The organism is Citrobacter sp. TBCP-5362, assembly GCF_005406305.1.
Classification (GTDB): domain Bacteria; phylum Pseudomonadota; class Gammaproteobacteria; order Enterobacterales; family Enterobacteriaceae; genus Citrobacter_B; species Citrobacter_B koseri.
Genome location: NZ_CP040234.1, coordinates 3,921,667 through 3,945,484, shown reverse-complemented (window position 1 = coordinate 3,945,484; position 23,818 = coordinate 3,921,667). Strand labels below are relative to the sequence as shown.

The window sequence follows — 23,818 nt, the reverse complement described above, 5'->3', positions numbered from 1 at the left end:
ACACGGGCATGCGTCGTCAGGCGGCACATGCCCGGAGGGGTTAGTCGCCGAGCGTCGCCACCATGACCGCTTTAATGGTGTGCATACGGTTTTCCGCTTCGTCAAACACGATGGAGTGGGCTGACTCGAACACCTCTTCCGTCACCTCCAGTCCTTTCAGGCCATAGGCGGCCTCGATTTCGCGGCCCACTTTGGTGTGCTCGTTGTGGAAGGCGGGCAGGCAGTGCATAAACTTCACGTTGGGGTTGCCGGTGGCGTTGATGACCTGCTGGTTGATCTGGTATGGCTTCATCAGGCTGACGCGCTCCGCCCACGCCTCTTTTGGTTCGCCCATCGACACCCAGACATCGGTATAGAGGAAATCCACGTCATAAACGCCTTCCTCCACGTCCTCGGTTAGCGTAATGCGCGCGCCGGTGACGCTGGCGATGTCGCGACACTGCGCCACCAGTGCGTCGTCCGGCCAGAAGGATTTCGGTGCGACCAGGCGGATGTCCATCCCCATTTTTGCCGCGCCGACCATCAGCGAATTGCCCATGTTATTGCGGGCGTCGCCGAGGTAAGCGAAGCTGAGTTCAGGCAGCGTTTTGCCCGGCGCATGTTCCAGCATGGTCATCAGGTCGGCGAGGATCTGCGTAGGGTGAAATTCATCGGTCAGGCCGTTCCACACCGGTACGCCCGCGTACTGCCCCAGTTCTTCAACGATCTGCTGACCAAAACCGCGATACTCAATGCCGTCATACATCCGGCCCAGCACGCGGGCGGTATCTTCCATGGATTCTTTATGCCCAATCTGCGAGCCGCTTGGTCCGAGATAGGTCACCTGTGCGCCCTGATCGAATGCGCCGACCTCAAACGCGCAGCGGGTGCGGGTGGAGGTTTTTTCGAAAATTAGCGCGATGTTTTTACCGACCAGCGTTTGCTTCTCGCGCCCGGCTTTTTTTGCCGCTTTCAGCTCGATGGCCAGATCGATCAGGTACTGGATCTCCGTCGGAGTGAAGTCGAGCAGTTTAAGAAAGTTGCGATTTTTCAGTGAAGTAGCCATTACAGTGTCCTTGTTAAAATGAATTACCTGATGGCGCTGCGCTTATCAGGCCTACGGTTATGCGCGTGCTGTAGGCCGGATAAGGCGCCGCCGCCATCCGGCAGAAATCGCCTTATGCGTCGTAATCGACGGTTTCGGGTCGAATCAGGGTGCCTTTGTCACCGCTGAGAATGGCCGGGCCGTCGGCCAGTGAACCGATGCCGGCAATCCCCTGGCAGTGGCTGACAAACCCGGCGCAGGCGGTGACTTTCGGCCCCATCGAACCGGCATCGAACTGCATTTCGCTGAGCAGTTCCGGCGTTACCTGAGCCAGCGGGCGTTGGGTTGGCTTGCCCCAGTCGAGGTACACCGCGTCGGCATCGGTCAGGATCAGTAGCGCGTCCGCGTGGATTTGACTGGCGAGCAGAGCGGCAGAGAGGTCTTTGTCGATCACCGCTTCAATGCCATGAAAACCATCGGCTTTTTCCACTACCGGCACGCCGCCGCCACCGTTGCAGATCACGAGATGGTCGCGGGCGATCAGGGTGCGGATCGCGTCGCTCTCAACGATGCGTTTGGGCTGTGGCGAAGGCACTACGCGGCGAAACGCTTTTCCGTCGGCTTTGAAAATCCAGCCTTTTTCCGCCTGTAGCGTGTTGGCCTGGACGCCGTCATAAACCGGGCCGATATATTTGGTTGGGTTGCGGAATGCCGGATCGTCGGCATCCACCTCCACCTGAGTAAGCAGGACGCTGATTTCACGCTGCGGAAGCTGGTTTTTCAGCGACTGTTGCAGCATGTAGCCGATCATCCCCTGGCTTTCCGCGCCGAGAATATCGAGCGGGTAGGGGGTGACGCGGTCATAGGCGCTGTTCTGCAACGCCAGCAGGCCAACCTGCGGGCCGTTGCCGTGTACCAGCACCACGCGCCACTGTTGCGTCAGTTGAGCGATGGTTTTTGCCGCCAGATCGATGTTTTTACGCTGGATATCCGCTTCCAGCGGTTCGCCGCGTTTGAGCAGCGCATTGCCGCCCAGTGCGACAACCAGAGTGGGTTTGTTGTCCATAATCGCTTCCTTAAATGCCGTCGCGTTCCAGCGGGCAGCTCATGCAGCGCGCGCCGCCGCGTCCGCGTCCCAGTTCATCGCCAGGAATGGGCAGAACGGTGATGCCCGCTTTGTCGTATTTTTCGTTGGTCCAGATGTTGCGTTCGTAGCCGACCACCACACCGGGGCGCAGGGTGAGAACGTTGTTGGCGTCATTCCACTGCTCACGTTCGGCTTCGAAGGCATCGCCGCCAGTAGTGATCAAACGCACCTGATCAATGCCGAGGGCTTTTTCGATGGCGTGTACCAGCGTGCTTTCCTGGGTACGCTTCAGCCCGCCGCGCCCGTCCGGTGTTAAGGTCCAGCACTGGACGTCCGGGCGAACCACTTCCGGGTAGACGGAGAAGGTGTCGATGTCGATATGAGTCATGACGGTATCGAGGTGCATGCAGGAACGGTGTTTTGGCAACTCAACGGCGATGACGCGCTCGGCCTGGCGATGTTTAAACAGCGACTGAGCGAGGAACTCGATCCCCTGCGGGGTGGTACGTTCAGACATGCCAATCAGTACGGCGCCGCGACCAATAACCAGCACGTCTCCGCCTTCTAACGTGGCATGGTCGTAATTAATGTTTTCGTCACCGAAATATTTAATAAATTCGCCATCCGCAAATTGTGGATGCCAGCGATAAATTGCCCGCAGGTTATTGGTTTCACGCTGGCGCGCTGTTTTTGCCATTGGGTTGATCGACACGCCGTTATATATCCAGCATGAGGTATCGCGGGTAAATAAATGATTGGGTAATGGCTTCATAATAAAGTCATTAATATCGTGTGTATCAACCACCATATTTTTAATCGAGGCGGGGATTTCGCCATATGTCAGCCCACCGCTTAAATGGCGCGCTAATTCCCGATGCGGCATATCCGCCAGCCAGGCGCGAATATCCGCCGCGAAAGTCGGGCCCAGGCGATAGTCGGAGATTTGTGTTTCCAGCAGCCAGGTTTTGGCTTCGATAACATCCAGTGTTTGCGTCAGCAGGTCGGTTAGCAGCAACACCTCTATGCCTTGTTGGCGTAACGTATTAGCGAAAATATCGTGCTCTTCGCCTGCGCGTTCCACCGACAGAACGTCATCAAAAAGCAGCTCCTGGCAATTTGATGGCGTCAGTCTTTTCAGACTGAGATTAGGGCGGTGCAACATCACACTACGTAATTGACCGATTTCAGAACCGACATAATGTTTTTCCATCACGATACCTTTTACTCAATTTTCAGGAATAAAGAAGTGGTGGCTGCAAATAATTAAATTGTTTGCAGTCATTACTGTTCAGCTAATTTTCGGAAATCATCATTGATTCTAATTCGGTCTGATAATGTGATGTGTTTCACATCAGAAGGGATATTTAATTTTTCTTATTTAATATATGAGCGAGGTCAGAGAAATTGAAAAATAAAGAGAGTAATAACTGAATTACTACGCAATAAAATGTCTTGTTATTCTTTTTTGTTAATTATTTGTAGATGTTCTAAATTTATTATTTAATTCTATCTTGTTGATTTTATGATGTTTTATTTTTGTCTGTGCATAGGTATGCGGGAGGGTTATTTTATTATTTTTACCTTAACGTAAATCATAAAATAACTATGGTGATAAATGCAGGTTATGCAGGGAAAAGGAAGTGTGATCAACAAGGTGTTTTTCTGATAAACCCTTTTATAACAGCATATTACGGTTTTTACCGTAAAGTGGAGGGGGAAAGTTATGCAAAGGATATGCATAATCTTCGATGACGATTAACAGTCGGACAACATCTTCAGCGATAAACATGCGCTGACGCAAAACATTGTGAAATAGAAGTGGTATGGCAGCGGTTTTTTTCGTATAACCATAAAAATGAAACGTTGTTTTATTTAAGGAGTCTGTGATGATCGTTGGCAATATCCACAATCTGCAACCCTGGCTGCCGGACGCGCTGCGTCAGGCCATTGAACATATTAAAGCGCATGTGACGGATGAAACGGCAAAGGGCAAGCATGATATCGACGGCAATCGCCTGTTTTATCTGGTTTCGGAAGACATGACCGAGCCGTTTGAAAAGCGTCGTGCGGAGTATCACGCGCGCTATCTCGATATTCAGATCGTATTAAAGGGGCAGGAAGGAATGACCTTCAGCACCCAGCCTGCGGGCGCGCCGGAAACTGACTGGCTGGCGGATAAAGACATCGCGTTTTTGCCTGAAGGGGCAGAGGAGAAAACGGTGATCCTTAATGAAGGCGATTTTGTGGTCTTTTACCCGGGGGAAGTCCATAAGCCGCTGTGCGCCGTAGGGGCGCCAGCTCAGGTACGCAAAGCGGTCGTTAAGCTGCTGGTCGAGTAAGTTGCATTGCCGGGTGGCGACGCAAAACGTCTTACCCGGCCTACGGGAGCACGATCTGTAGGCCGGATAAGACGTAATCGTTATTTCGCCAGCGTTGCCACCATCACCGCTTTGATGGTGTGCATCCGGTTTTCCGCCTGGTCAAACACGATGCTGGCCGGAGATTCAAACACCGCATCGGTCACTTCCATCCCGCCGTGCAAACCGAACTCTTCGGCCATTTTCTTGCCAAGCGTGGTCTGATCATCGTGGAATGCGGGCAGGCAGTGCAGAAACTTCACCTGAGGATTACCGGTCTGCGCCATCATTGCGCTGTTTACCTGATACTGACGCAGCAGTGCGATACGCTCCGCCCATTTCTCTTTTGCTTCACCCATCGACACCCATACGTCGGTATAGATAAAGTCCGCGCCTTTCACGCCCGCTGCGATATCTTCAGTCAGCGTAATATCGCCGCCGTTCTTTTGCGCCAGCGCTTTGCACTCTGCGACCAGGCTTGCTTCCGGCCAGCAGGCCTGCGGAGCCACCAGACGTAAATCCAGCCCTGTCAGCGCGGCGGCTTCCAGCATGGAATTCCCCATGTTGTTACGCGCATCGCCAGCGTAAACCAGGGTCATCTCATTGAAGGCTTTGCCCGGCAGATGTTCCTGCATGGTCAGCAAATCCGCCAGCAGCTGCGTGGGGTGAAACTCGTTGGTCAACCCGTTCCACACGGGAACGCCTGCATATTCCGCCAGCGTTTCTACCACTTCCTGGCCGTGGCCGCGGTACTGAATACCGTCATACATGCGTCCCAGCACGCGGGCGGTGTCTTTAATTGACTCTTTATGCCCAATCTGGCTGCCGCTTGGCCCAAGGTACGTTACGCGAGCGCCCTGATCGTATGCGGCAACTTCGAAAGAGCATCGGGTACGGGTCGAGTCTTTTTCGAAGATGAGCGCGATGTTTTTGCCGGTCAGTCTGGCGACTTCTACGCCGTTTTTCTTGTCGGCTTTCAGTTTGGCGGCGAGTTGCAGCAGAGCGGTGAGTTCAGCGGAGGTGAAATCGAGTAATTTCAAAAAATGTTTCTGATAAAACGTAGACATGGTTCCCTCACATGGCAAAGGCCATTTGTTGAATTAAAATTCAATTTATATGGATGATTATGCATTTGCAACCCCATTTAACAAATCTTTCCTGGAAAGGTGGAGGCAATGACAGCGGTGTGTGACAATAAGAGTATCGGCAGGACATTTATGAGGAACGAGCCATGGCAAACCCGGAACTACTGGAAGAGCAGCGTGAAGAGACGCGGCTGATTATTGAAGAATTACTTGAAGATGGCAGCGATCCAGATGCGCTGTACACTATCGAGCACCACTTTTCCGCTGACGACTTCGAAACGCTGGAAAAAGCAGCCGTAGAAGCGTTCAAACTCGGTTATGAAGTGACCGAGCCAGAAGAGCTGGAAGTGGAAGAAGGCGATACGGTGATTTGTTGCGATATCCTCAGCGAATGTGCGCTGAATGCCGATCTGATTGATGCTCAGGTTGAACAACTGATGAACCTGGCTGAGAAATTTGACGTGGAATATGACGGCTGGGGTACGTACTTCGAAGATCCGAACGGCGAAGAGGGTGAAGACGGCGACGATGAAGATTACGTCGACGAAGACGATGACGGCGTACGCCACTAACTCAGAAGCAGAATGTTTGCATAAATTGCCGGATATGGCGTCGCCTTATCCGGCCCGTGGGTGACTTACAGCGTTTTCAGCATGCGGACTTCGCAGTCAACATGCCCGGTGCAGCCCAGCGGTTCGCTGATATGCTCAAATCCCAGATGTTCATACAGGCCAATCGCTTCGCGTAAGGATGCGGTGGTTTCCAGGTAGCAGCGTTTAAACCCCTGCTCACACGCATGCTCCAGCGCCATCAGCGCCAGTTTCTTCGCCAGTCCCTGGCCGCGTACCGTCGGCAAAAAGTACATTTTTTGCAGTTCGCAGATATCCGGTTCGCTACAGCCTAACGGCGCCACGCCGCCGCCGCCCACCACCTGACCGTTCTGCTCGACGACCCAATAGGCCGCGCCTGGCTGACTGTAAACCTGGAACAATTCATCCAGATTAGGATCGGCAACCGTATAGCCTTTATCAGCGGTCAGGCCGTATTCAGCGGAAACCTGGCGGATGACGCGGGCGATAGCGGCGTTATCGTCAGCGGTAAGACGACGCAACGTTGCCGGGACAGAGGTAATGACACTCATAGCGAACTCATGACAGAAACGTGGAACATATGCAGTTAATAACACTGCGGGGAGGGGGAGTGCAAGCGAGGATAATTCAATAAAAAGCCTCTTAGCGAGTGCGTCAGAGGCTTTTATCGTCCGTGGTGCCGGATGCGCTGAAGATGCCTGTAGGCCGGATAAGCGTAGCGCCATCCGGCAAACAGTCAGGCACGATCTTTACAGCGCCGCGATAACCGCCTGCTGCTCAATCAGCTTCGCTTTCGCTTCCGCGTAGTTTTCCAGCTTCTCACGCTCTTTGGCGATCACCGCTTCCGGTGCGCGGGCGACAAAACCTTCGTTCGCCAGCTTGCCTTCAATGCGGCCAATTTCAGCTTCGACCTTCGCCACTTCTTTCGCCAGACGCGCCAGCTCGGCTTCTTTGTCAATCAGCCCCGCCATCGGAATCAGCAGCTCGGCGCCATCGATAATCTTAGTCACGGAAACCGGCCCTTTGTCATCGGCTGGCAGCACGGTGATGCTTTCCAGACGCGCCAGGTTCAGCAGGAAGCTGCGGTTGTCGTTCACGCGGCGAATCGCTTCTTCGCTGCAACCACGCAGCAGCAGTTCCAGCGGTTTGCCCGGCGCGATATTCATTTCCGCACGGATGTTACGTACGGCAACGATCGCCTGCTTCAGCCATTCGGTATCGGCCAGCGCGGCTTCATCCACCTGGGAGGCATCGTACTGCGGGAACGGTTGCAGCATGATGGTGTCGGCGGTAATGCCGGAAATCACTTTCACACGCTGCCAGATGGTCTCGGTGATAAACGGGATGATCGGATGCGCCAGGCGCAGCAGACCTTCCAGCACGGTGACCAGCGTGTTGCGGGTGCCGCGCAGTTCTGCTTCAGAGCCGCCGTTCATGACCGGCTTGGTCAGCTCCAGATACCAGTCGCAGAACTGGTTCCAGGTAAACTCGTACAGAATGCCCGCTGCGATATCGAAGCGGAAGCTGTCCAGCGCTTCGCGGTACGCTTTGATGGTCTGGTTGAACTCCGCCAGGATCCAGCGGTCTGCCAGCGACAGGGTCATCTCGCCGCCGTTGAAGCCGCAATCCTGATCTTCGGTATTCATCAGCACAAAGCGGCTGGCGTTCCACAGCTTGTTACAGAAGTTACGGTAGCCTTCCAGACGCTTCATATCCCAGTTGATGTCGCGGCCGGTAGAGGCCAGCGCCGCCAGGGTGAAACGCAGGGCGTCAGTACCGTGCGGCTCAATGCCGTCCGGGAATTGTTTTTCGGTACGTTTGGCGATCTTCTCAGCCAGCTGCGGCTGCATCATGTTGCCGGTACGTTTTTCCAGCAGCTCCGGCAGGGAAATGCCGTCAACCATATCCAGCGGGTCGATAACGTTACCCTTGGATTTGGACATCTTCTGGCCTTCGTCATCGCGAATCAGACCGGTCATGTAGACGGTCTTGAACGGTACCTGCGGCTTGCCGTTTTCATCTTTGATGAAGTGCATGGTCATCATGATCATGCGGGCAATCCAGAAGAAGATGATGTCGAAACCGGAGACCATCACGCTGGTCGGGTGGAACTGACGCAGCGCGTCGGTGTTTTCCGGCCAGCCGAGAGTAGAGAAGGTCCATAGCGCGGAGGAAAACCAGGTGTCCAGTACGTCGTCGTCCTGACGCAGCGCAACGTCGGCGCTCAGGTTGTTTTCCTGACGCACTTCGTCTTCGCTACGGCCAACGTAGACGTTGCCCGCGTCGTCGTACCATGCCGGGATGCGGTGGCCCCACCACAGCTGACGGGAGATACACCAGTCCTGAATGTCACGCATCCAGGAGAAGTACATGTTTTCGTACTGTTTTGGCACGAACTGGATATCGCCGTTCTCTACCGCTTCCACCGCCGGTTTTGCCAGCACATCAGCGCGTACGTACCACTGGTCGGTCAGCATTGGTTCGATAACCACGCCACCACGGTCGCCGTAAGGAACGGTCAGGTCGTGCGGTTTAATCTCTTCCAGCAGGCCGAGGGCATCGATAGCGGCAACCACCGCTTTACGCGCGGCAAAACGCTCCAGCTTCTGGAACTCAGCCGGGATTTCGTTGGAGTAAACGTCGGACTCTTCGCCTTTGGTGTCATACACTTCCGCGCTTTCACGGATATCGCCGTCAAAGGTCAGAATATTGATCATCGGAAGTTGATGACGACGGCCCACCTCATAGTCGTTAAAGTCGTGCGCCGGGGTGATCTTCACGCAGCCGGTGCCTTTTTCCATGTCGGCATGCTCGTCGCCAACGATCGGAATACGACGGTTCACCAGCGGCAGCACCACGAATTTGCCAATCAGATCTTTATAACGCGGATCTTCCGGGTTGACGGCTACGCCGGTATCGCCCAGCAGGGTTTCCGGGCGGGTGGTGGCGACCACCAGGTAATCTTTACCGTCTGCGGTTTTCGCACCGTCAGCCAGCGGATAGCGGATGTGCCACATAGAGCCTTTGGACTCGCGGTTTTCCACTTCCAGGTCAGAGATCGCGGTGCGCAGTTTCGGGTCCCAGTTGACCAGGCGCTTGCCACGGTAAATCAGATCTTCTTTGTACAGGCGGACAAACACTTCTTTCACGGCATTGGAAAGACCTTCGTCCATGGTGAAGCGTTCGCGCTCCCAGTCCACGGAGTTGCCCAGGCGGCGCATCTGACGGGTAATGGTGCCGCCGGATTCCGCTTTCCACTGCCAGATTTTGTCGATGAAGGCATCGCGGCCATAGTCGTGGCGGGTTTTACCCTCTTCTGCGGCAATCTTGCGCTCAACCACCATCTGGGTAGCGATCCCGGCGTGGTCAGTACCGACCTGCCACAGGGTGTTTTTACCCTGCATGCGCTGATAGCGGATCAGGGTATCCATGATGGTTTGCTGGAAGGCGTGACCCATATGCAAACTGCCGGTGACGTTTGGCGGCGGGATCATGATGCAGAAGCTTTCCTGGCTTTCATCGCCATTCGGCTTAAAGTAGCCCTGCTGCTCCCAGTGCTCGTAAAGCGGCTGTTCGATATCTTGTGGGTTATATGTCTTTTCCATTATTTCCAGGTTGCCGTATTCAGGTTAAAACCAGCCACGCGGTAGGCTTTGTAGCGTTCGCGCGCCAGTTGTTTCAAAGTTTCTTCGTAAGGGACAAAGTCTATCACTTCTGTGAAAGCGGTGGCAAAATCTGCAAAGCCAGTACGCAGGCTGATCAGAATATCACGCGGGCTGCTGTTGCGTTTTTGCGGCCAGGCGATTTCCACCGGTGCGCCGCCGCGCGGACCTTCTCCCGCCAGATTATGCGGGACAAAACTCTCCGGCGGTCTTGCCCACAGCGCTTCATCCAGACGGATGGCCTGTTTTTCGTCTTCACAGGCAATCAGCACGCGTTTACCACTGCGCCAACGTTCTGCGGCAATGTCGCACACCAGTTGTTCAACGGCGCTCAGGCCATCAACGGTGGTGTCATTGTCCAGAATATAGAACGTTGCATTCTTCATATATGGGGCTTCTTGTGGTGAATTTAAATGCGAAGCCGGATGGCGCTACGCTTATCCGGCCTACGGTTAAATACTCCATGTAGGCCGGATAAGGCGCATATGCGTCGCCATCCGGCAATCATGCAAACTTACTCTTCGCCGTTAAAACCCGCGCGATTGAGCAGGAACTGCGACAGCAACGCCACCGGACGACCGGTTGCGCCTTTCGCTTTACCGGAACGCCATGCGGTGCCGGCGATGTCCAGGTGCGCCCAGTTGTACTTACGGGTAAAGCGCGACAGGAAGCAACCGGCGGTGATAGCACCACCAGGACGGCCGCCGATGTTCGCCATATCCGCAAAGTTAGACTCCAGCTGTTCCTGGAACTCATCGCCCAACGGCAAGCGCCATGCGCGGTCGCCCGCCTGTTCGGACGCGCTAATCAGCTCATGCGCCAGCGGATTGTGGTTCGACATCAGACCGGTGATGTGATGGCCCAGCGCAATCACGCAGGCGCCCGTCAGGGTCGCGACGTCAATCACCGTTTCCGGCTCAAAACGCTCAACGTAGGTTAACACGTCGCACAGTACCAGGCGGCCTTCGGCATCGGTGTTCAGCACTTCGACCGTCTGGCCGGACATGGTGGTCAGCACGTCGCCCGGACGATACGCTCGCCCGCCAGGCATGTTTTCGCAGCCTGCCAGCACGCCGATGACGTTAATCGGCAACTGAAGTTCCGCGACCATGCGCATCACGCCGTACACTGCCGCCGCGCCGCACATATCGTACTTCATCTCGTCCATGCCTTCGGCAGGCTTGATGGAGATGCCGCCGGAGTCAAAGGTTAGCCCTTTGCCGACCAGCACAACCGGACGCGCGTCTTCGGACGGGTTGCCTTTGTATTCGATAACCGACATCAGCGATTCGTTCTGCGAACCGTGACCGACCGCCAGATAAGAGTGCATACCCAGCTCTTTCATCTGCTGTTCGCCGATGACGCGGGTGATGACGTTCTTGCTGTAGCTGTCGGCCAACTGGCGCGCCTGAGAGGCCAGGTAGGCGGCATTGCAGATATTCGGCGGCATATTACCGAGATCTTTCGCCGCTTTAATCCCGGCGGCAATCGCCAGACCGTGCTGGATCGCACGCTCGCCGCTGGTCAGCTCACGGCGGGTCGGCACGTTGAAGACCATTTTACGCAGCGGGCGACGCGGCTCGCTCTTGTTGGTCTTCAGTTGATCAAAGCTGTACAGCGTCTCTTTGGCCGTTTCGACAGCCTGACGCACTTTCCAGTAGTTGTTGCGGCCTTTGACGTGCAGTTCGGTCAGGAAGCAGACCGCTTCCATTGAGCCGGTGTCATTCAGCGTATTGATGGTTTTCTGAATGACCTGCTTGTACTGGCGCTCATCGAGCTCGCGCTCTTTACCACAACCAATGAGGAGGATTCGCTCGGAAAGAACGTTAGGAACATGGTGCAGCAACAGGGTCTGCCCCGGTTTTCCTTCCAGTTCACCACGACGCAGCAGGGCGCTGATGTACCCGTCGCTGATTTTATCGAGCTGTTCTGCAATCGGAGAAAGGCGGCGTGGTTCAAAGACGCCCACGACGATGCAGGCACTCCGCTGTTTCTCCGGGCTACCGCTTTTTACACTGAACTCCATGCACTACGCTCCTGAATCTTAAAGACAACGGCGGCGGCTACAGTTAGAATTGCAAGCTTTCGTAACTCATGTCCGCAGTTGCGGTGACTTCGTGTTAATCTTAACGTTATTACGGCATTGGCACGTCAGAACGCGTTCTGAGTGGCGAATCCGCTGAGTATAATAATTTTAGCGACGATTTCGACGACTCAAGAGAATAAATGACGTTTAAGCCATGAAACAAGCTAAATTCCTGCAAAAGACGAGTTTTTACGGGCGTATTTAAAGTGATAATCATAAGATATCTGGTGCGGGAGACGCTCAAAAGCCAACTGGCGATTCTTTTCATCCTGCTTTTGATCTTCTTTTGTCAAAAGCTAGTGAGGATCCTCGGGGCGGCGGTTGACGGTGACATTCCGGCAAATCTGGTGCTCTCGCTACTGGGGCTGGGCGTGCCGGAAATGGCGCAGCTCATCCTGCCATTAAGCCTGTTCCTCGGGCTGTTGATGACGCTGGGCAAACTGTATACCGAAAGTGAAATAACGGTCATGCATGCCTGTGGTCTGAGCCGGGCTGTGCTGGTGAAAGCCGCAATGGTGCTGGCGCTGTTTACCGGCGTCGTCGCCGCTGTCAACGTCATGTGGGCGGGGCCCTGGTCATCCAGACACCAGGATGAGGTACTGGCGGAAGCAAAAGCCAATCCTGGCATGGCCGCGCTGGCGCAAGGGCAGTTCCAGCAGGCGACCAATGGCAGCGCCGTGCTGTTTATTGAAAGCGTTGACGGCAGCGATTTTAAAGATGTGTTCCTTGCGCAAATCCGCCCGAAAGGCAACGCCCGTCCTTCTGTGGTGGTGGCCGATTCTGGACATCTGACGCAATTGCGCGACGGCTCCCAGGTTGTGACGTTGAACAAAGGGACGCGCTTTGAAGGTACAGCCCTGCTGCGTGACTTCCGCATCACCGATTTCCAGAACTATCAGGCGATTATTGGTCATCAGGCCGTTGCGCTGGACCCGAACGATACCGATCAGATGGATATGCGCACGCTGTGGCAGACCGATACCAATCGCGCCCGTGCGGAACTGCACTGGCGTATTACGCTGGTATTCACCGTATTTATGATGGCGCTGATGGTTGTACCGCTGAGCGTGGTTAACCCGCGACAGGGGCGCGTGCTGTCGATGCTGCCAGCTATGCTGCTGTATCTGCTGTTCTTCCTCCTGCAAACCTCCCTGAAATCGAACGGCGGTAAGGGCAAACTGGACCCGGTTATCTGGATGTGGGCGGTCAACCTGATCTATCTGGCGTTGGCGGTTGGTCTGAACCTTTGGGATACGGTGCCGGTACGCCGCCTGCGCGCCCGTCTTCTGCGTAAAGGAGCGGTATAATGCAGCCGTTTGGTGTACTTGACCGCTATATCGGTAAAACCATTTTCACCACCATCATGATGACGTTGTTCATGCTGGTGTCGCTCTCCGGCATCATCAAGTTTGTTGACCAGCTTAAAAAAGCCGGGCAGGGGAGCTACGATGCGCTGGGCGCGGGGATGTATACCCTGCTCAGCGTGCCGAAAGATGTGCAGATTTTCTTCCCGATGGCGGCGCTGCTTGGCGCGCTGCTGGGGCTGGGGATGCTGGCGCAGCGCAGTGAACTGGTGGTGATGCAGGCTTCGGGTTTCACCCGGATGCAGGTGGCGCTGTCGGTGATGAAAACCGCCATTCCACTGGTGCTGTTGACAATGGCCATCGGTGAATGGGTCGCTCCGCAGGGCGAGCAGATGGCGCGTAACTACCGTGCGCAGGCAATGTACGGCGGTTCGTTGCTCTCTACTCAGCAAGGCCTGTGGGCGAAAGATGGCAACAATTTCGTCTATATCGAGCGGGTGAAGGGCGACGAAGAGCTGGCGGGCATTAGCATCTACGCCTTTAACGATCAGCGTCGCTTACAGTCAGTGCGTTATGCCGCGTCTGCGAAGTTCGACGCAGACAACAAGGTCTGGCGTCTGTCGCAGGTGGACGAGTCTGACCTGAAAGACCCGAAACAGATCACCGGTTCGCAGACCGTGAGCGGCACCTGGAAAACCAACCTCACGCCGGACAAACTGGGCGTGGTGGCGCTGGACCCGGATGCGCTCTCCATCAGCGGTTTGCATAACTATGTGAAGTATCTGAAGTCGAGCGGCCAGGACGCCGGACGTTATCAGCTCAATATGTGGAGTAAAATCTTCCAGCCGCTTTCCGTGGCGGTAATGATGTTGATGGCGCTGTCGTTCATTTTTGGCCCGCTGCGTAGCGTGCCGATGGGGGTGCGTGTGGTGACCGGGATCAGCTTTGGTTTCGTCTTCTACGTTCTGGACCAGATTTTCGGCCCGCTGACGCTGGTTTATGGCATTCCGCCGATTATCGGCGCGCTGCTGCCAAGCGCCTCGTTCTTCCTGATTAGCCTCTGGCTGATGATGCGTAAGTCGTAAAATCGATCTCTCTCATTGTTGGCCAGATACGGCGCAGCGCCATCAGGCGCTGCGCTTAGCAAACAAGGATTCCTTCTGTTAGCGTTTTCTACCGCCCATCAGGCTACCTAACATCCCCCGGATAATTTGGTTCGTTACCTGACGCGCTGCGCTTTTGGCGACGCTCTGCACCACACCATCACGTTTGCCGCCGCGTGGCCCGGTGCTGCCAAACAATATCTCTTTCAGCCCGCCAAGAATTCCGTCATCAACGGCGACTTCTTTGCCTTTTGCTGGCGGATTGTTTTGCTGCTCGGTGGTGGCCTGAACGCCTTTTTGCAACATTTCATACGCCGATTCGCGATCGACTTCGTCTTCATATTTGCCGTACAGCGAGGAGTGATTGATAAGCCCGTTACGCTCATCGTCCGTCACCGGCCCCATGCGTGAGCACGGCGCGATGACCATCGCTCGTTCAACCACTGATGGGCTGCCTTTGGTATCCAGGAAGGAGATTAGCGCCTCGCCAGTGCCCAGTTCCTGAATCGCTTTCTCGGTATCAAACGCCGGATTCGCCCGCATGGTTTGCGCGGCGGCTTTCACCGCTTTCTGATCTTTGGGGGTGAAGGCGCGCAGGGCGTGCTGTACGCGGTTGCCTAGCTGACCGAGCACGTTGTCCGGGATATCGGAAGGGTTCTGTGAGACGAACCAGACGCCCACGCCTTTGGAGCGGATCAGGCGGATAACCTGTTCGATTTTATCCAGCAACACCTGCGGAGCGTCGTTGAACAGCAGGTGAGCTTCGTCGAAGAAGAACACCAGCTTCGGTTTTTCCAGATCGCCCGCTTCCGGCAGTTGCTCATACAGTTCGGAGAGCATCCACAGCAGGCTGGCGGCATACAGTTTGGGCATCTGGTAGAGTTTTTCGGCGCTAAGGATGTTGATAATGCCTTTGCCGTTGGCATCGGTACGCATCCAGTCTTTGATGTCCAGCATCGGTTCGCCGAAGAAGTGCGCCGCGCCCTGCTGTTCCAGCGACAACAGCCCGCGCTGGATCGCCCCGACCGATGCGCTGCTGATATTGCCATACTGGTTCTGGAAGGATTTGGCATTATCACCGATATACTGCGTGATCGCCCGCAGGTCTTTAAAGTCCAGCAGCAACAGCCCCTGGTCATCGGCGATGCGGAAGATAATATTCAGCACGCCGGACTGCACCTCGTTCAGGTTCAGCAGGCGAGCCAGCAATAACGGCCCAAGATCGGAGACGGTCGCCCGCAGTGGATGACCTTTTTCGCCAAAAATATCCCACAGCACCACCGGATTAGCGTGCGGTTGCCAGCCGGTGATGCCGATATTTTTCAGCCGTGCGAGCAGTTTTTCAGAAGGTTCGCCTTCCTGCGCGACGCCGGTTAAGTCACCTTTCACATCCGCCATAAATACCGGAACGCCGATGTCTGATAGGGACTCAGCCAGTTTTTGCAGGGTAACCGTTTTGCCGGTTCCGGTTGCGCCGGTAATCAGCCCGTGACGGTTGGTCATGCCCGGCAACAGGAACAGTTCGCTTTCCAGCGTGCGGGCAATTAACAGGGGTGCACTCATGAGATTTTCTCCATTTATCCTGCCTGGAGTATAGGCAACTGCGGCGTACTCTTCACCGCTAAATTGCGGAGATTGCGAGAAGAATTCCAAAAGGGGGAACAAAACCGGGCAGCGAATGCCGCCCGGTGAAGGCAATCAAAAGTCGGCTTGCAGTACCACACGGTAGCGAGCTTTACCGTCACGAACGTGCTGGATGGCCTCGTTGATTTGCGACATCGGGAACAGCTCAGTCGTCGGCGAGACCTTGCTGCGCCCGGCAAATTTCATCAACTTGCGCAGTTCATACGGCGTACCGGTTGCCGAACCGGAGATGCTGCGATCGCCTGCAATCAGGGTAAACGCCGGAACCGGTAGCGGCTTCAGCACCGCGCCAACGGTGTGGAAGTTGCCGCCATAGGCCAGCGCTTCGAAGTAAGGCTGCCAGTCGAGATCGACATTGACGGTGTTGATGATGAGATCAAATTGACCTGCCAGCGCTTTCAACGCCTCTGGATCGCGGCTGTTGACCACTTTATCGGCGCCCATCGCCAGCACTTCCTGTTCTTTGGCCGGGCTGGAGCTGAATGCGGTAACCTCGCAGCCCATCGCGTGTAGCAGCTTAATGGCGATATGGCCGAGGCCGCCGATACCGATCACCCCAACGCGACTGGTGGCGGTAACGTGGTGCATCAGCAGCGGTTTGAAGACGGTGATGCCGCCGCACAGCAGAGGGCCTGCGGATTCAATATCGATGCTTTCTGGAAGCGGGATCACCCATTGCCAGTCTGCTCGCAGCTTCTCGGCAAAGCCGCCGCGATTGAGGATGGTTGGCACCGATCCTTCCAGACAGTTAATCTGATTGCCGCTGATACAGGCATCGCAGTGCCCACAGCTGCGCGCCGTCCAGCCAATCCCGACGCGTTGACCTACCTTCAGACCTTTATCCTGCGCGGCGCTGCCGAGTGCCACGACGCGGCCAATCACCTCATGCCCGGCAACCAGCGGATACTGAGAAAAGCCCCATTCGTTGTCGATCATCGACAGATCGGAGTGGCAGATACCGCAGTAATCTACCTGTACCTCAACATCTTCCGGCTTGAGTTCACCCGCATCATATTCATAGAGTTCAAGTTCGCTGCCCGCCTCTTTTGCGGCATAGCTTTTTATAATAGACATCGTGTTTCCCTCAGTGTGGTGTTGAACTGGAAGTGTAGAGCATGGGAAACGGAGTCGCTTCGCAGAAGGAGGGGTTAAGGAGGTGCCAGCCGTGGGGTTGTGCTGATTTTTTCAACACTTAGCGAGCCGGGCATATGCTACCGCTTGCATGGTGGCGTGTGACAGGTATAATCCACAACGTTTTCCGCATACCTCTTCAGTGCCGAAGTGGCGAAATCGGTAGACGCAGTTGATTCAAAATCAACCGTAGAAATACGTGCCGGTTCGAGTCCGGCCTTCGGCACCAAGTCACTAAATTCCTTACAATACAGCTAGTTAGACAATAAAATCTGTCTCTTTTGCCTGTAAGAAATGCTCTGTTATGTCCCTTGAAAAAGCCGCTGTGGTTGATAGTGGTAATTGGGATGTTAACTCATAGCGGCGTGTAGTTCCAAGCGTCAAACACGTACTGACTCAACTTGAAAGCTATGACGTAGCCACCGTCTCTAAACAATCCCAAAAACTTTTAGTGAAGCGCATTTTAGTCCGATGCCCCCGTTCTGTCGCCGTCGCGAGACGCCGCAGGGGATAAACAGGTTTATGGTGGTTACGGTACTTGCAGACCATATGCAAGCTCTGCCAGCGGTTCGGCCTCGCTCCCTTTGGGTACATGGTCATCCTGATAAGCCTCACTAACTGACATAACCCTGATGAAGTCGCCAGAGGCTCCGCTTGTTGTCTTACCACCAACGGGGCTAATGGTTGGTATTGCCAGATTACTTAGCAGAGGGGCATAAAGGCACTTCGGAGATCCCGTCCCAAGCGGCTCTCAGGGACTTGTGCGCATGAAGTAATGCGGTTGTATTGGGTATGTGCGCACAACCCTCTACAAGCCGCATTCTACCGTTAGCCTATAGCTGAATCCCCGGCTTGAAAAATTGCACGCTTATGGTTGCCCCTCCCTCAACTCTATAGCTCGCCCGCGCCCCCGTGCGCATGTGCGTGCCCGCGCGTCAGGGGTCGCTGAGAAAACCCTAAGATTTTGCTCATCCGAGACAACCGTTGCAGGCGCGAAATGCTGGACGATTGCTGCTGCCGAATGTGGGTGCGGGCGATTGATTTTCACTGTGTATCTGTACATCCCTCTAAAACGATCTGTGCCGCGTTCTACGGCGTCCTGTGCTTTCGGTGTGTGATTTAACGTCTGAGTGATTTCGTGATCGTGGCGGTGCTGTGGTGATCTGCTACGTGCGCCGTGGGGCTTTGCTGCTGTGGTGCGGTGCCAGTCTGTCGCGGCTGCGCCTGTCTCATTCGGGTATACCGCATTGTGATGTGCCGCCGCTGTCGCAATCAAATTTATTTTATACCCTATTGACCACGGTTTTTAAGTGTGATCTCCTTCATGTCGGGATGTGATACTTCACTGAGATTTGGAGGGGGAATCATGAATAACGTTCGTCTGTATGCCAGGGCATCCACCGCCGAGCAACACGCCGACCGTGCCGTTCCTGCGCTGGAGGATTTCGCTAATGAGCGTGGTTGGTCTATTGCTGCGCGATACATCGAGAACGCCAGCGGTGCGCGGCTGGAGCGTCCTGAACTGATGCGCCTGCTGGGTGAGGCGGAGGCTGGCGACGTCCTGCTTATCGAAAGCATCGACAGGCTAAGCCGCCTGACTCAAAAAGAATGGGCGACACTGAAACAGAGGATTCAGGATAAGGGGCTGGTGATCGTCGCCGTTGACCTGCCAACCTCATGGCAGTTGCTGAACGAAACCGCGTCAGAGCTAACCAGTGGCATCCTGAGAGCCGTTAATGCAATGCTGATCGACATCCTCGCTACAATGGCTCGCGTGGACTACGAGACGCGACTGATGCGCCAGCGGCAGGGCATTGAACGAGCCAAAGCTGAGGGGCTTTATCGTGGGAGTCAGAAGGATGCCGCCGCTCGCGAGACCGTCAGGGAAATGCTGGCGCAGGGTGTGAAACCGGATCGCATCATGAAAGCTGCCGGGATAAGCCGGGCAACGTTCTACCGCATCAAGCGAGAGCTGGCCGCCAGCGTTACGGAGTGATGGCCTACAAGCGAATAAGGTGCTATGACTGGCCGTTACTGGGCTGTGGGTGATGGATGACCTACAGCTTTTGTATTGATTTCAGTGGGTTATGTTATGCGTAATGTCATAACGATATGATTTATAATGTATTTTCGTGTTACTTGCGGCTCTCGATGTGAAGAGGTGGCGGGGCTTTAGCCGTGCCAGACGATGAACATCGAGATCAGATTGTGAATGTGATTTATCACTGAACAATTCGAGGGATGGGGCAGGGGAAGGGATCAAAGGCTGTGTTGTCTATCTACAAAGCCAGACGAGACGCGGGCTGGTGCTGCTTGGTTTGCTTTAAAGTTGCATTTTATATGCATGTACAAAAAAGGGTTCTTCCCCTACATCCCCATCTCCTAATCAGTGTATCGCTTCACGCTCACCACTGGCTACGCTTCTCGCGTCCGCTAGTCCGCTTTCATTCGCCTTCGGCTCATTCATCGGCCTGCGTCCGCTGCTGATGCTCGGCCCTCCACGCAACCGTGCTTGCCGGGCGGTCAACGCGGCGGGGTTGTGTAGTGGGACGGTACTCTGTATCGGTATTACTTCTGTATTCAATCTTATCCTGATATCGGTACGGTATTCTTCATAACATCTTCAATTCATTTCTGTAGCATTCAATCATCTTCCTTGTTCGTTTCCTTTCAGGTCTTAGCCGTTGGTCATTGGTCTTACTGCCTGCTGTGCTACTGCCAGCTATGGCACGCCGTCACGGTCTACTGTCTGTTACTGTCCTCCTGCGTTCACTGTCTGCCGTCTGTCATCCTGTCGGATTCCATCCGTTGACGTTCCGCGCTCGCTTGTTTCGGCTGCGCCGCGCTCGCTCTGCGTATCTAGCGATACTATATCACTATAGACACTTTCATAATTATCTATTGATATCAGTAGCTTATATTTTTAATTTTAAAGGCTACTAATAAGGAGATATAGAGCATTACTTGCACGTTTTAAACCTACTTAAAACTGCTCTGTTAAATGCGCCCAGCCCATACGCAATAAGGCTTTGCAGGGTCTTGAACGAAAAATGATCAAATTAAAGTGTCTAATAAGGAGAAAGAACAGCTCCCGAATTGCGACAAACTCTCCGATTTTGAGAGCATCTATTAAGGCAGATAGAACCCCCGACGCAACCACTGCCACGAAAACCTCTATAAGGGCAGAGAGTCTGCCGCACCTGTACCACCGCCCCAACCTGAGCTAATACCTACCCCTATTTTCTGGAGATTTCACCATGCCAACGAATCTACGCCGCCTGCTTGAGCAGGCTGCTGACGCCGAGCTGCTCAATACTGCAAACGCAGATGTGCAGCAAATGATCGCTGACGGGATTGTTATTCGACGTTCCAAGATATGCCCCGTAAAGCGTAAACCCGTTAAGGCGGCATACAACACAAAGACCGAAGAGTTTTATTACAATGCTGATGGCTCCGCTATGACCCTGCGGGAGTGGCGAGCGCTGCACGGTGTTCAACCGAAGAAGCAAAAACAGCGCTCTGACACTGGGTTGCGGCAAGTCATCCAGCCCGGTGACGCAATTCATTGCCGATGCGCTGAGCTGGAGCTGTGGTTAAACAAGAAGCCTGCTCGTTATGCTGACCCGCTGCCGCCAGATTTTCCCGGTGTTCGCGTAGATGATGCCGCATTGAAACCGCGCGAGCACGCCGTGCCGGAAGCGACAACCGGACAGAATGCTTTTCTCAAAGCCTGCCGCGAGTTCCTGATTTGCGATGAGAAGACCATGCGCCGTATCAGTCGGGGCATGAACCAACTGGAAGCTATGCGCAACGCAGATTTCAAACGCTACGGAGACTCAGGGGAGTTTCGTCAATTGTGGTGTGGAGAGTCGAAGCCTACCGAAGATAGATTTAATAGTTCTAATCATCATTGTGACCCGAACGGCTTGGCTGCTTCGCCGTCTGTGCCGCCACTGAATACTGCACCGTATGAGTTCCGCCCGCTGGCTCGCTGTGACCGAAACGCACGCGTTAGCCTGCTGCCACCTGATGGGCTGGAGTGGAGGCCGGGGCAGTTGTCTGTTGCTGATGCGATCTTTTCCCGTGGCAGTGATGTGCTTGCCGTACTGCCGACCGGGTATGGCAAAAGCGCCGCCTTCACTTATCCATTGATTTATGAGTCCCGCGCTGGCATTGGCCTGTCTGTAATCGTGGTTCCTACTAATACCCTTAAGCGTCAGATTCTCCGCCAGTTGCGGGAGGCTGGCATTCACGCTGTGGCCTTTGGCGATAAGCTACCGAGGCACCGCAACGCACAACAACTGGCGGGACTAGCAGCCGGGGTGTTCCGGGTTGCTGTTGTTTCGCCTGAACATCTGGTTCCGTCGAGTCAGGTTCTCGCGGCGCTGATGGCTTATGGCGTTGATCGTTTTATTATCGATGAGGCACACACGGTCAAAGACTGGGATTTCCGCCCAGCTTACGACGCAATGCAGCACACACTACAGAATGCTTTTCCCTCGGCTCAACGCTGCGTGTTTACGGCTACTCTACTACGTGAAAATGAGCGCGGTTTAATGGAGGCGCTGGGATGCCGTGGCGACTACGTCACATTCCGTGCTGATGTTGCTCGCGAGAATATCCAGTTGATTCCGGTCAGGCAGTGCCGCCAGCGATACCGTGCGGCTGTTGGTCTGGCTGAGGCTCTGCCGGATGAAGAGAAGACGCTCATTCTCGTCAATGACCTTAAGACGTTGCGGGCGTACCTGAAGCTCTTGGGCGACCGGGCGCGGCCATATCATTCGAAGACGATGCACCTGAGCAACGAGGAACGCCACGCAAACGCTGAGTGGTTTGCCACTACGCCGGGCGCGATTCTGATTGCTACTAAAGCCTTCGGGCTGGGGGCTGATGTGCCAGACATTCGCAACGTCATCGTTACCTATATTCCTGATGACCTGCCTGACCTCATTCAGATGATTGGACGAGCCGGGCGCGATGGTCAACCTGCCCGCGCGTTTCTGCTGTGGTCATCGCTGGCGCTGGATGCTGCGCCTGATGAGCTTGCTTACTTCTACCGCCCTGAAAACTGCAACTGGCAGTACATCGCAAAATACCTCTGAGTCGAAAGGCTCCCCCTCATTCTCTGGAGTTAATCCATATGCCTGTTACCGAACATGCGCAGCGTCGTGCTGCGCGTGCGGATGCGCTCGTCACCGCACAACTTGCCTTCGCCCTGAACGGCTATTCCTTTGATGGATTGGCTGAGCGCCACCGCCAGACCCTTAACCGTGAGGCTTTGTTACGTCAAGCAAGTACGCCTCTACAGCGGTATTGCCTGCTCAATAACTGTGAGCCTTGGGAATGTCTGGCCGCTGTGCTGAATAGATTCCGACGCCGGGAGGATGGCGCTCGTCTTTGGCCGACCTATCGCATGGCTCGTGAGGTCTTTAATGGGACTGTTCACCCTGCCGACAAGACGCGCGACGAGATATTTCAATCCGTGCAGCGTCGCCTGTTTTTACCAAAGCCAGTACATGCCGAGGTCATTCAACACCTGCGTGCAATGGGACTAACTGGAGACAACCACCAATGACGAAATCTGAATTTGAAAATGAAACGTGGCGAATGAAAGGCTTGCTTCTTGGGGCGCTGATTCGCCGCCTTGAGGAAGACAAGGCTGGTGAGTCGCGCATGGCCGCAGCGGAGTTATCCAGTGCGGTCAACTTCCTTAAGGCCAATGCCGTAGAAGCGCCGGACACGTCATTTAACCGTGTATTTGAGGATGACGAGCAATGACACCCGCAGAGTTTAGAGCATGGTTTGCCACCCTGCCGCCGAATTATCAGAGCGCCGCACGCACCATGTACGACAACGCCCGCAAGTCGGGCACACATACCGCATCAAGCCTTGCGCTGATCCACACGCTGGTTACTGACCAGATTAAATTTGATTCGGAGTTTAATTTATGACTTTGAGTATTACCGATATCCAGCGCATTAACGCGCTGGCTCATAAGCACCTAAAGAACAATGAAGAGATTGCAGCGGAGACAGGTCATACCCTGACCGATATTGATGCTGTAATCCGTGGCGTCTATGTCGATGACTTGGCCGAAAATTGGAAAGACGATGCTGATATCACTCTGGCGGAGTACAACGCCATCCGCAGCCGCTATAAGCCCGGCAAGCTGCACCGCGATACAGAGTTTATGATTGCCCGCGATATGCTGATTCGCCCTGAGACTGTGCTGGCTATCGCCCATTCCCGCTTTAGCAACGTCCACACGCACCCAGTGCCGAAAGCCGTCAAAGCAAAGCCGGAGAAAGCGAAAGTAGTGCGCAAGTTGGTGCCTACTGATTTAGATGAAATCCACAATTTAGAGCGCTTCGGTTGGCCTGCTGCGGAGATCGCCGGGAAGCTGGGCGTCCCTGTTGAAGTCGTCGCGCATGTGCAACGCTGTCTGAGAAATCGTTGGTCGTACCCGGATACTCTGGAGTCTGTTAACTCCAAATTCAGCGAGGCTGAATGATGGCAGAGAACGAACCGCTGCACCCCGCCGTTAACCCTGATCTCTATGTGAACCTTGACGAACAGCGTGAAGGATACGCTCCGATTGAATCACGGGGTTGGGATGTGCTGACGCAGAACCTGACCGGGAAAGGTCGAACTGACCCCAGCCAAACACTTAACCAGAATCCGAAACAACGTCCGCGCGGCTCCGTTGGTGAGCGCCGTTGGCTTCGTAAACGTGGATTACTTTAAC

General features: G+C 54.7%; 22 protein-coding genes and 1 tRNA gene. 13 read left to right on the top strand and 10 right to left on the bottom strand.

From position 1 onward, the window contains the following. Positions 1–40 precede the first annotated feature (40 nt). From argF (FD428_RS18770) to arcA, 3 genes are all read right to left on the bottom strand, one after another. Positions 41–1,045 carry an ornithine carbamoyltransferase gene (argF, locus tag FD428_RS18770; RefSeq protein ID WP_114848014.1) on the bottom strand — a complete coding sequence of 335 codons (1,005 nt, stop codon included), beginning with the start codon at positions 1,043–1,045 and terminating at the stop codon, positions 41–43. A gap of 112 nt (positions 1,046–1,157) precedes the next feature. Then, positions 1,158–2,090 carry a carbamate kinase gene (arcC, locus tag FD428_RS18765; RefSeq protein WP_114848013.1) on the bottom strand — a complete coding sequence of 311 codons (933 nt, stop codon included), beginning with the start codon at positions 2,088–2,090 and terminating at the stop codon, positions 1,158–1,160. A gap of 10 nt (positions 2,091–2,100) precedes the next feature. Beyond that, positions 2,101–3,321 carry an arginine deiminase gene (gene arcA, locus FD428_RS18760; RefSeq protein ID WP_012134333.1) on the bottom strand — a complete coding sequence of 407 codons (1,221 nt, stop codon included), beginning with the start codon at positions 3,319–3,321 and terminating at the stop codon, positions 2,101–2,103. 676 nt (positions 3,322–3,997) lie between these two features. Here arcA and FD428_RS18755 point away from each other — a divergent pair. Beyond that, positions 3,998–4,450, top strand: coding sequence for a YhcH/YjgK/YiaL family protein (locus FD428_RS18755; protein WP_047459346.1), 453 nt, complete (start codon positions 3,998–4,000; stop codon positions 4,448–4,450). 80 nt (positions 4,451–4,530) lie between these two features. On the opposite strand, the gene argF (FD428_RS18750) is transcribed toward FD428_RS18755, so the two are convergent. Beyond that, a complete protein-coding gene (argF, locus tag FD428_RS18750; protein ID WP_012134329.1) occupies positions 4,531–5,535 on the bottom strand; it encodes an ornithine carbamoyltransferase in 1,005 nt (334 codons plus the stop codon). A 164-nt stretch (positions 5,536–5,699) separates the two neighbouring features. Here argF (FD428_RS18750) and rraB point away from each other — a divergent pair, with 164 nt between their 5' ends. Then, positions 5,700–6,125 (top strand): ribonuclease E inhibitor RraB, encoded by a 426-nt coding sequence (gene rraB / locus FD428_RS18745; RefSeq protein ID WP_047459344.1) that lies wholly within the window; start codon positions 5,700–5,702, stop codon positions 6,123–6,125. 65 nt (positions 6,126–6,190) lie between these two features. Here the strand turns inward: rraB and FD428_RS18740 are convergent, their stop codons facing one another. The 4 genes from FD428_RS18740 to pepA form a co-directional block, all read right to left on the bottom strand. Then, positions 6,191–6,694, bottom strand: coding sequence for a GNAT family N-acetyltransferase (locus tag FD428_RS18740; protein ID WP_110494743.1), 504 nt, complete (start codon positions 6,692–6,694; stop codon positions 6,191–6,193). A 198-nt stretch (positions 6,695–6,892) separates the two neighbouring features. After that, a complete protein-coding gene (locus FD428_RS18735; protein WP_114848011.1) occupies positions 6,893–9,748 on the bottom strand; it encodes a valine--tRNA ligase in 2,856 nt (951 codons plus the stop codon). Further along, a complete protein-coding gene (holC, locus tag FD428_RS18730; RefSeq protein ID WP_071257400.1) occupies positions 9,748–10,191 on the bottom strand; it encodes a DNA polymerase III subunit chi in 444 nt (147 codons plus the stop codon). Before holC ends, FD428_RS18735 begins: the two co-directional genes overlap by 1 nt. A 128-nt stretch (positions 10,192–10,319) precedes the next feature. After that, positions 10,320–11,831, bottom strand: coding sequence for a leucyl aminopeptidase (gene pepA / locus FD428_RS18725; RefSeq protein WP_114848010.1), 1,512 nt, complete (start codon positions 11,829–11,831; stop codon positions 10,320–10,322). 153 nt (positions 11,832–11,984) lie between these two features. Between pepA and ytgA the strand changes: the two genes are divergently transcribed. From ytgA to lptG, 3 genes are all read left to right on the top strand, one after another. Next, a complete protein-coding gene (ytgA, locus tag FD428_RS21875) occupies positions 11,985–12,035 on the top strand; it encodes a protein YtgA (RefSeq protein ID WP_211180521.1) in 51 nt (16 codons plus the stop codon). Positions 12,036–12,097: 62 nt separating this feature from the next. Beyond that, complete coding sequence (gene lptF / locus FD428_RS18720; RefSeq protein ID WP_012134315.1) at positions 12,098–13,198, top strand: LPS export ABC transporter permease LptF; 1,101 nt, start codon at positions 12,098–12,100, stop codon at positions 13,196–13,198. Then, positions 13,198–14,280 carry an LPS export ABC transporter permease LptG gene (lptG, locus tag FD428_RS18715; RefSeq protein ID WP_012134314.1) on the top strand — a complete coding sequence of 361 codons (1,083 nt, stop codon included), beginning with the start codon at positions 13,198–13,200 and terminating at the stop codon, positions 14,278–14,280. Before lptF ends, lptG begins: the two co-directional genes overlap by 1 nt. A gap of 78 nt (positions 14,281–14,358) precedes the next feature. Here lptG and FD428_RS18710 read toward each other — a convergent pair whose 3' ends face one another. Beyond that, the gene (locus FD428_RS18710) at positions 14,359–15,861 is read right to left on the bottom strand and encodes a helicase HerA-like C-terminal domain-containing protein (RefSeq protein WP_114848009.1); all 1,503 of its coding nucleotides are present in this window, start codon (positions 15,859–15,861) and stop codon (positions 14,359–14,361) included. Between the two features lie 135 nt (positions 15,862–15,996). Continuing rightward, positions 15,997–17,016: an NAD(P)-dependent alcohol dehydrogenase gene (locus FD428_RS18705; protein ID WP_012134312.1), complete on the bottom strand. Its 1,020-nt coding sequence runs from the start codon at positions 17,014–17,016 to the stop codon at positions 15,997–15,999. Positions 17,017–17,217: 201 nt separating this feature from the next. Here FD428_RS18705 and FD428_RS18700 point away from each other — a divergent pair. The 8 genes from FD428_RS18700 (at position 17,218) to FD428_RS18665 (ending at position 23,817) form a co-directional block, all read left to right on the top strand. Beyond that, a tRNA-Leu gene (locus tag FD428_RS18700) sits at positions 17,218–17,302 on the top strand. 1,137 nt (positions 17,303–18,439) lie between these two features. Beyond that, the gene (locus FD428_RS18690; RefSeq protein WP_114848007.1) at positions 18,440–19,069 is read left to right on the top strand and encodes a recombinase family protein; all 630 of its coding nucleotides are present in this window, start codon (positions 18,440–18,442) and stop codon (positions 19,067–19,069) included. Positions 19,070–20,330: 1,261 nt separating this feature from the next. Beyond that, entirely contained in the window at positions 20,331–22,175 is a 1,845-nt protein-coding gene (locus FD428_RS18685; protein ID WP_114848006.1) for a DEAD/DEAH box helicase, read from the top strand. A gap of 38 nt (positions 22,176–22,213) precedes the next feature. Then, the gene (locus FD428_RS18680) at positions 22,214–22,648 is read left to right on the top strand and encodes a hypothetical protein (protein WP_015387043.1); all 435 of its coding nucleotides are present in this window, start codon (positions 22,214–22,216) and stop codon (positions 22,646–22,648) included. After that, a complete protein-coding gene (locus FD428_RS18675) occupies positions 22,645–22,851 on the top strand; it encodes a hypothetical protein (protein ID WP_015387042.1) in 207 nt (68 codons plus the stop codon). The genes FD428_RS18680 and FD428_RS18675 overlap by 4 nt, the downstream gene beginning before the upstream one ends. Next, complete coding sequence (locus tag FD428_RS21750; protein WP_164472300.1) at positions 22,848–23,024, top strand: hypothetical protein; 177 nt, start codon at positions 22,848–22,850, stop codon at positions 23,022–23,024. The genes FD428_RS18675 and FD428_RS21750 overlap by 4 nt, the downstream gene beginning before the upstream one ends. After that, positions 23,021–23,584 carry a hypothetical protein gene (locus FD428_RS18670; protein WP_114848005.1) on the top strand — a complete coding sequence of 188 codons (564 nt, stop codon included), beginning with the start codon at positions 23,021–23,023 and terminating at the stop codon, positions 23,582–23,584. The genes FD428_RS21750 and FD428_RS18670 overlap by 4 nt, the downstream gene beginning before the upstream one ends. Further along, complete coding sequence (locus tag FD428_RS18665; protein ID WP_225391100.1) at positions 23,581–23,817, top strand: hypothetical protein; 237 nt, start codon at positions 23,581–23,583, stop codon at positions 23,815–23,817. Before FD428_RS18670 ends, FD428_RS18665 begins: the two co-directional genes overlap by 4 nt. The last annotated feature ends 1 nt before the right edge of the window (position 23,818 follow it).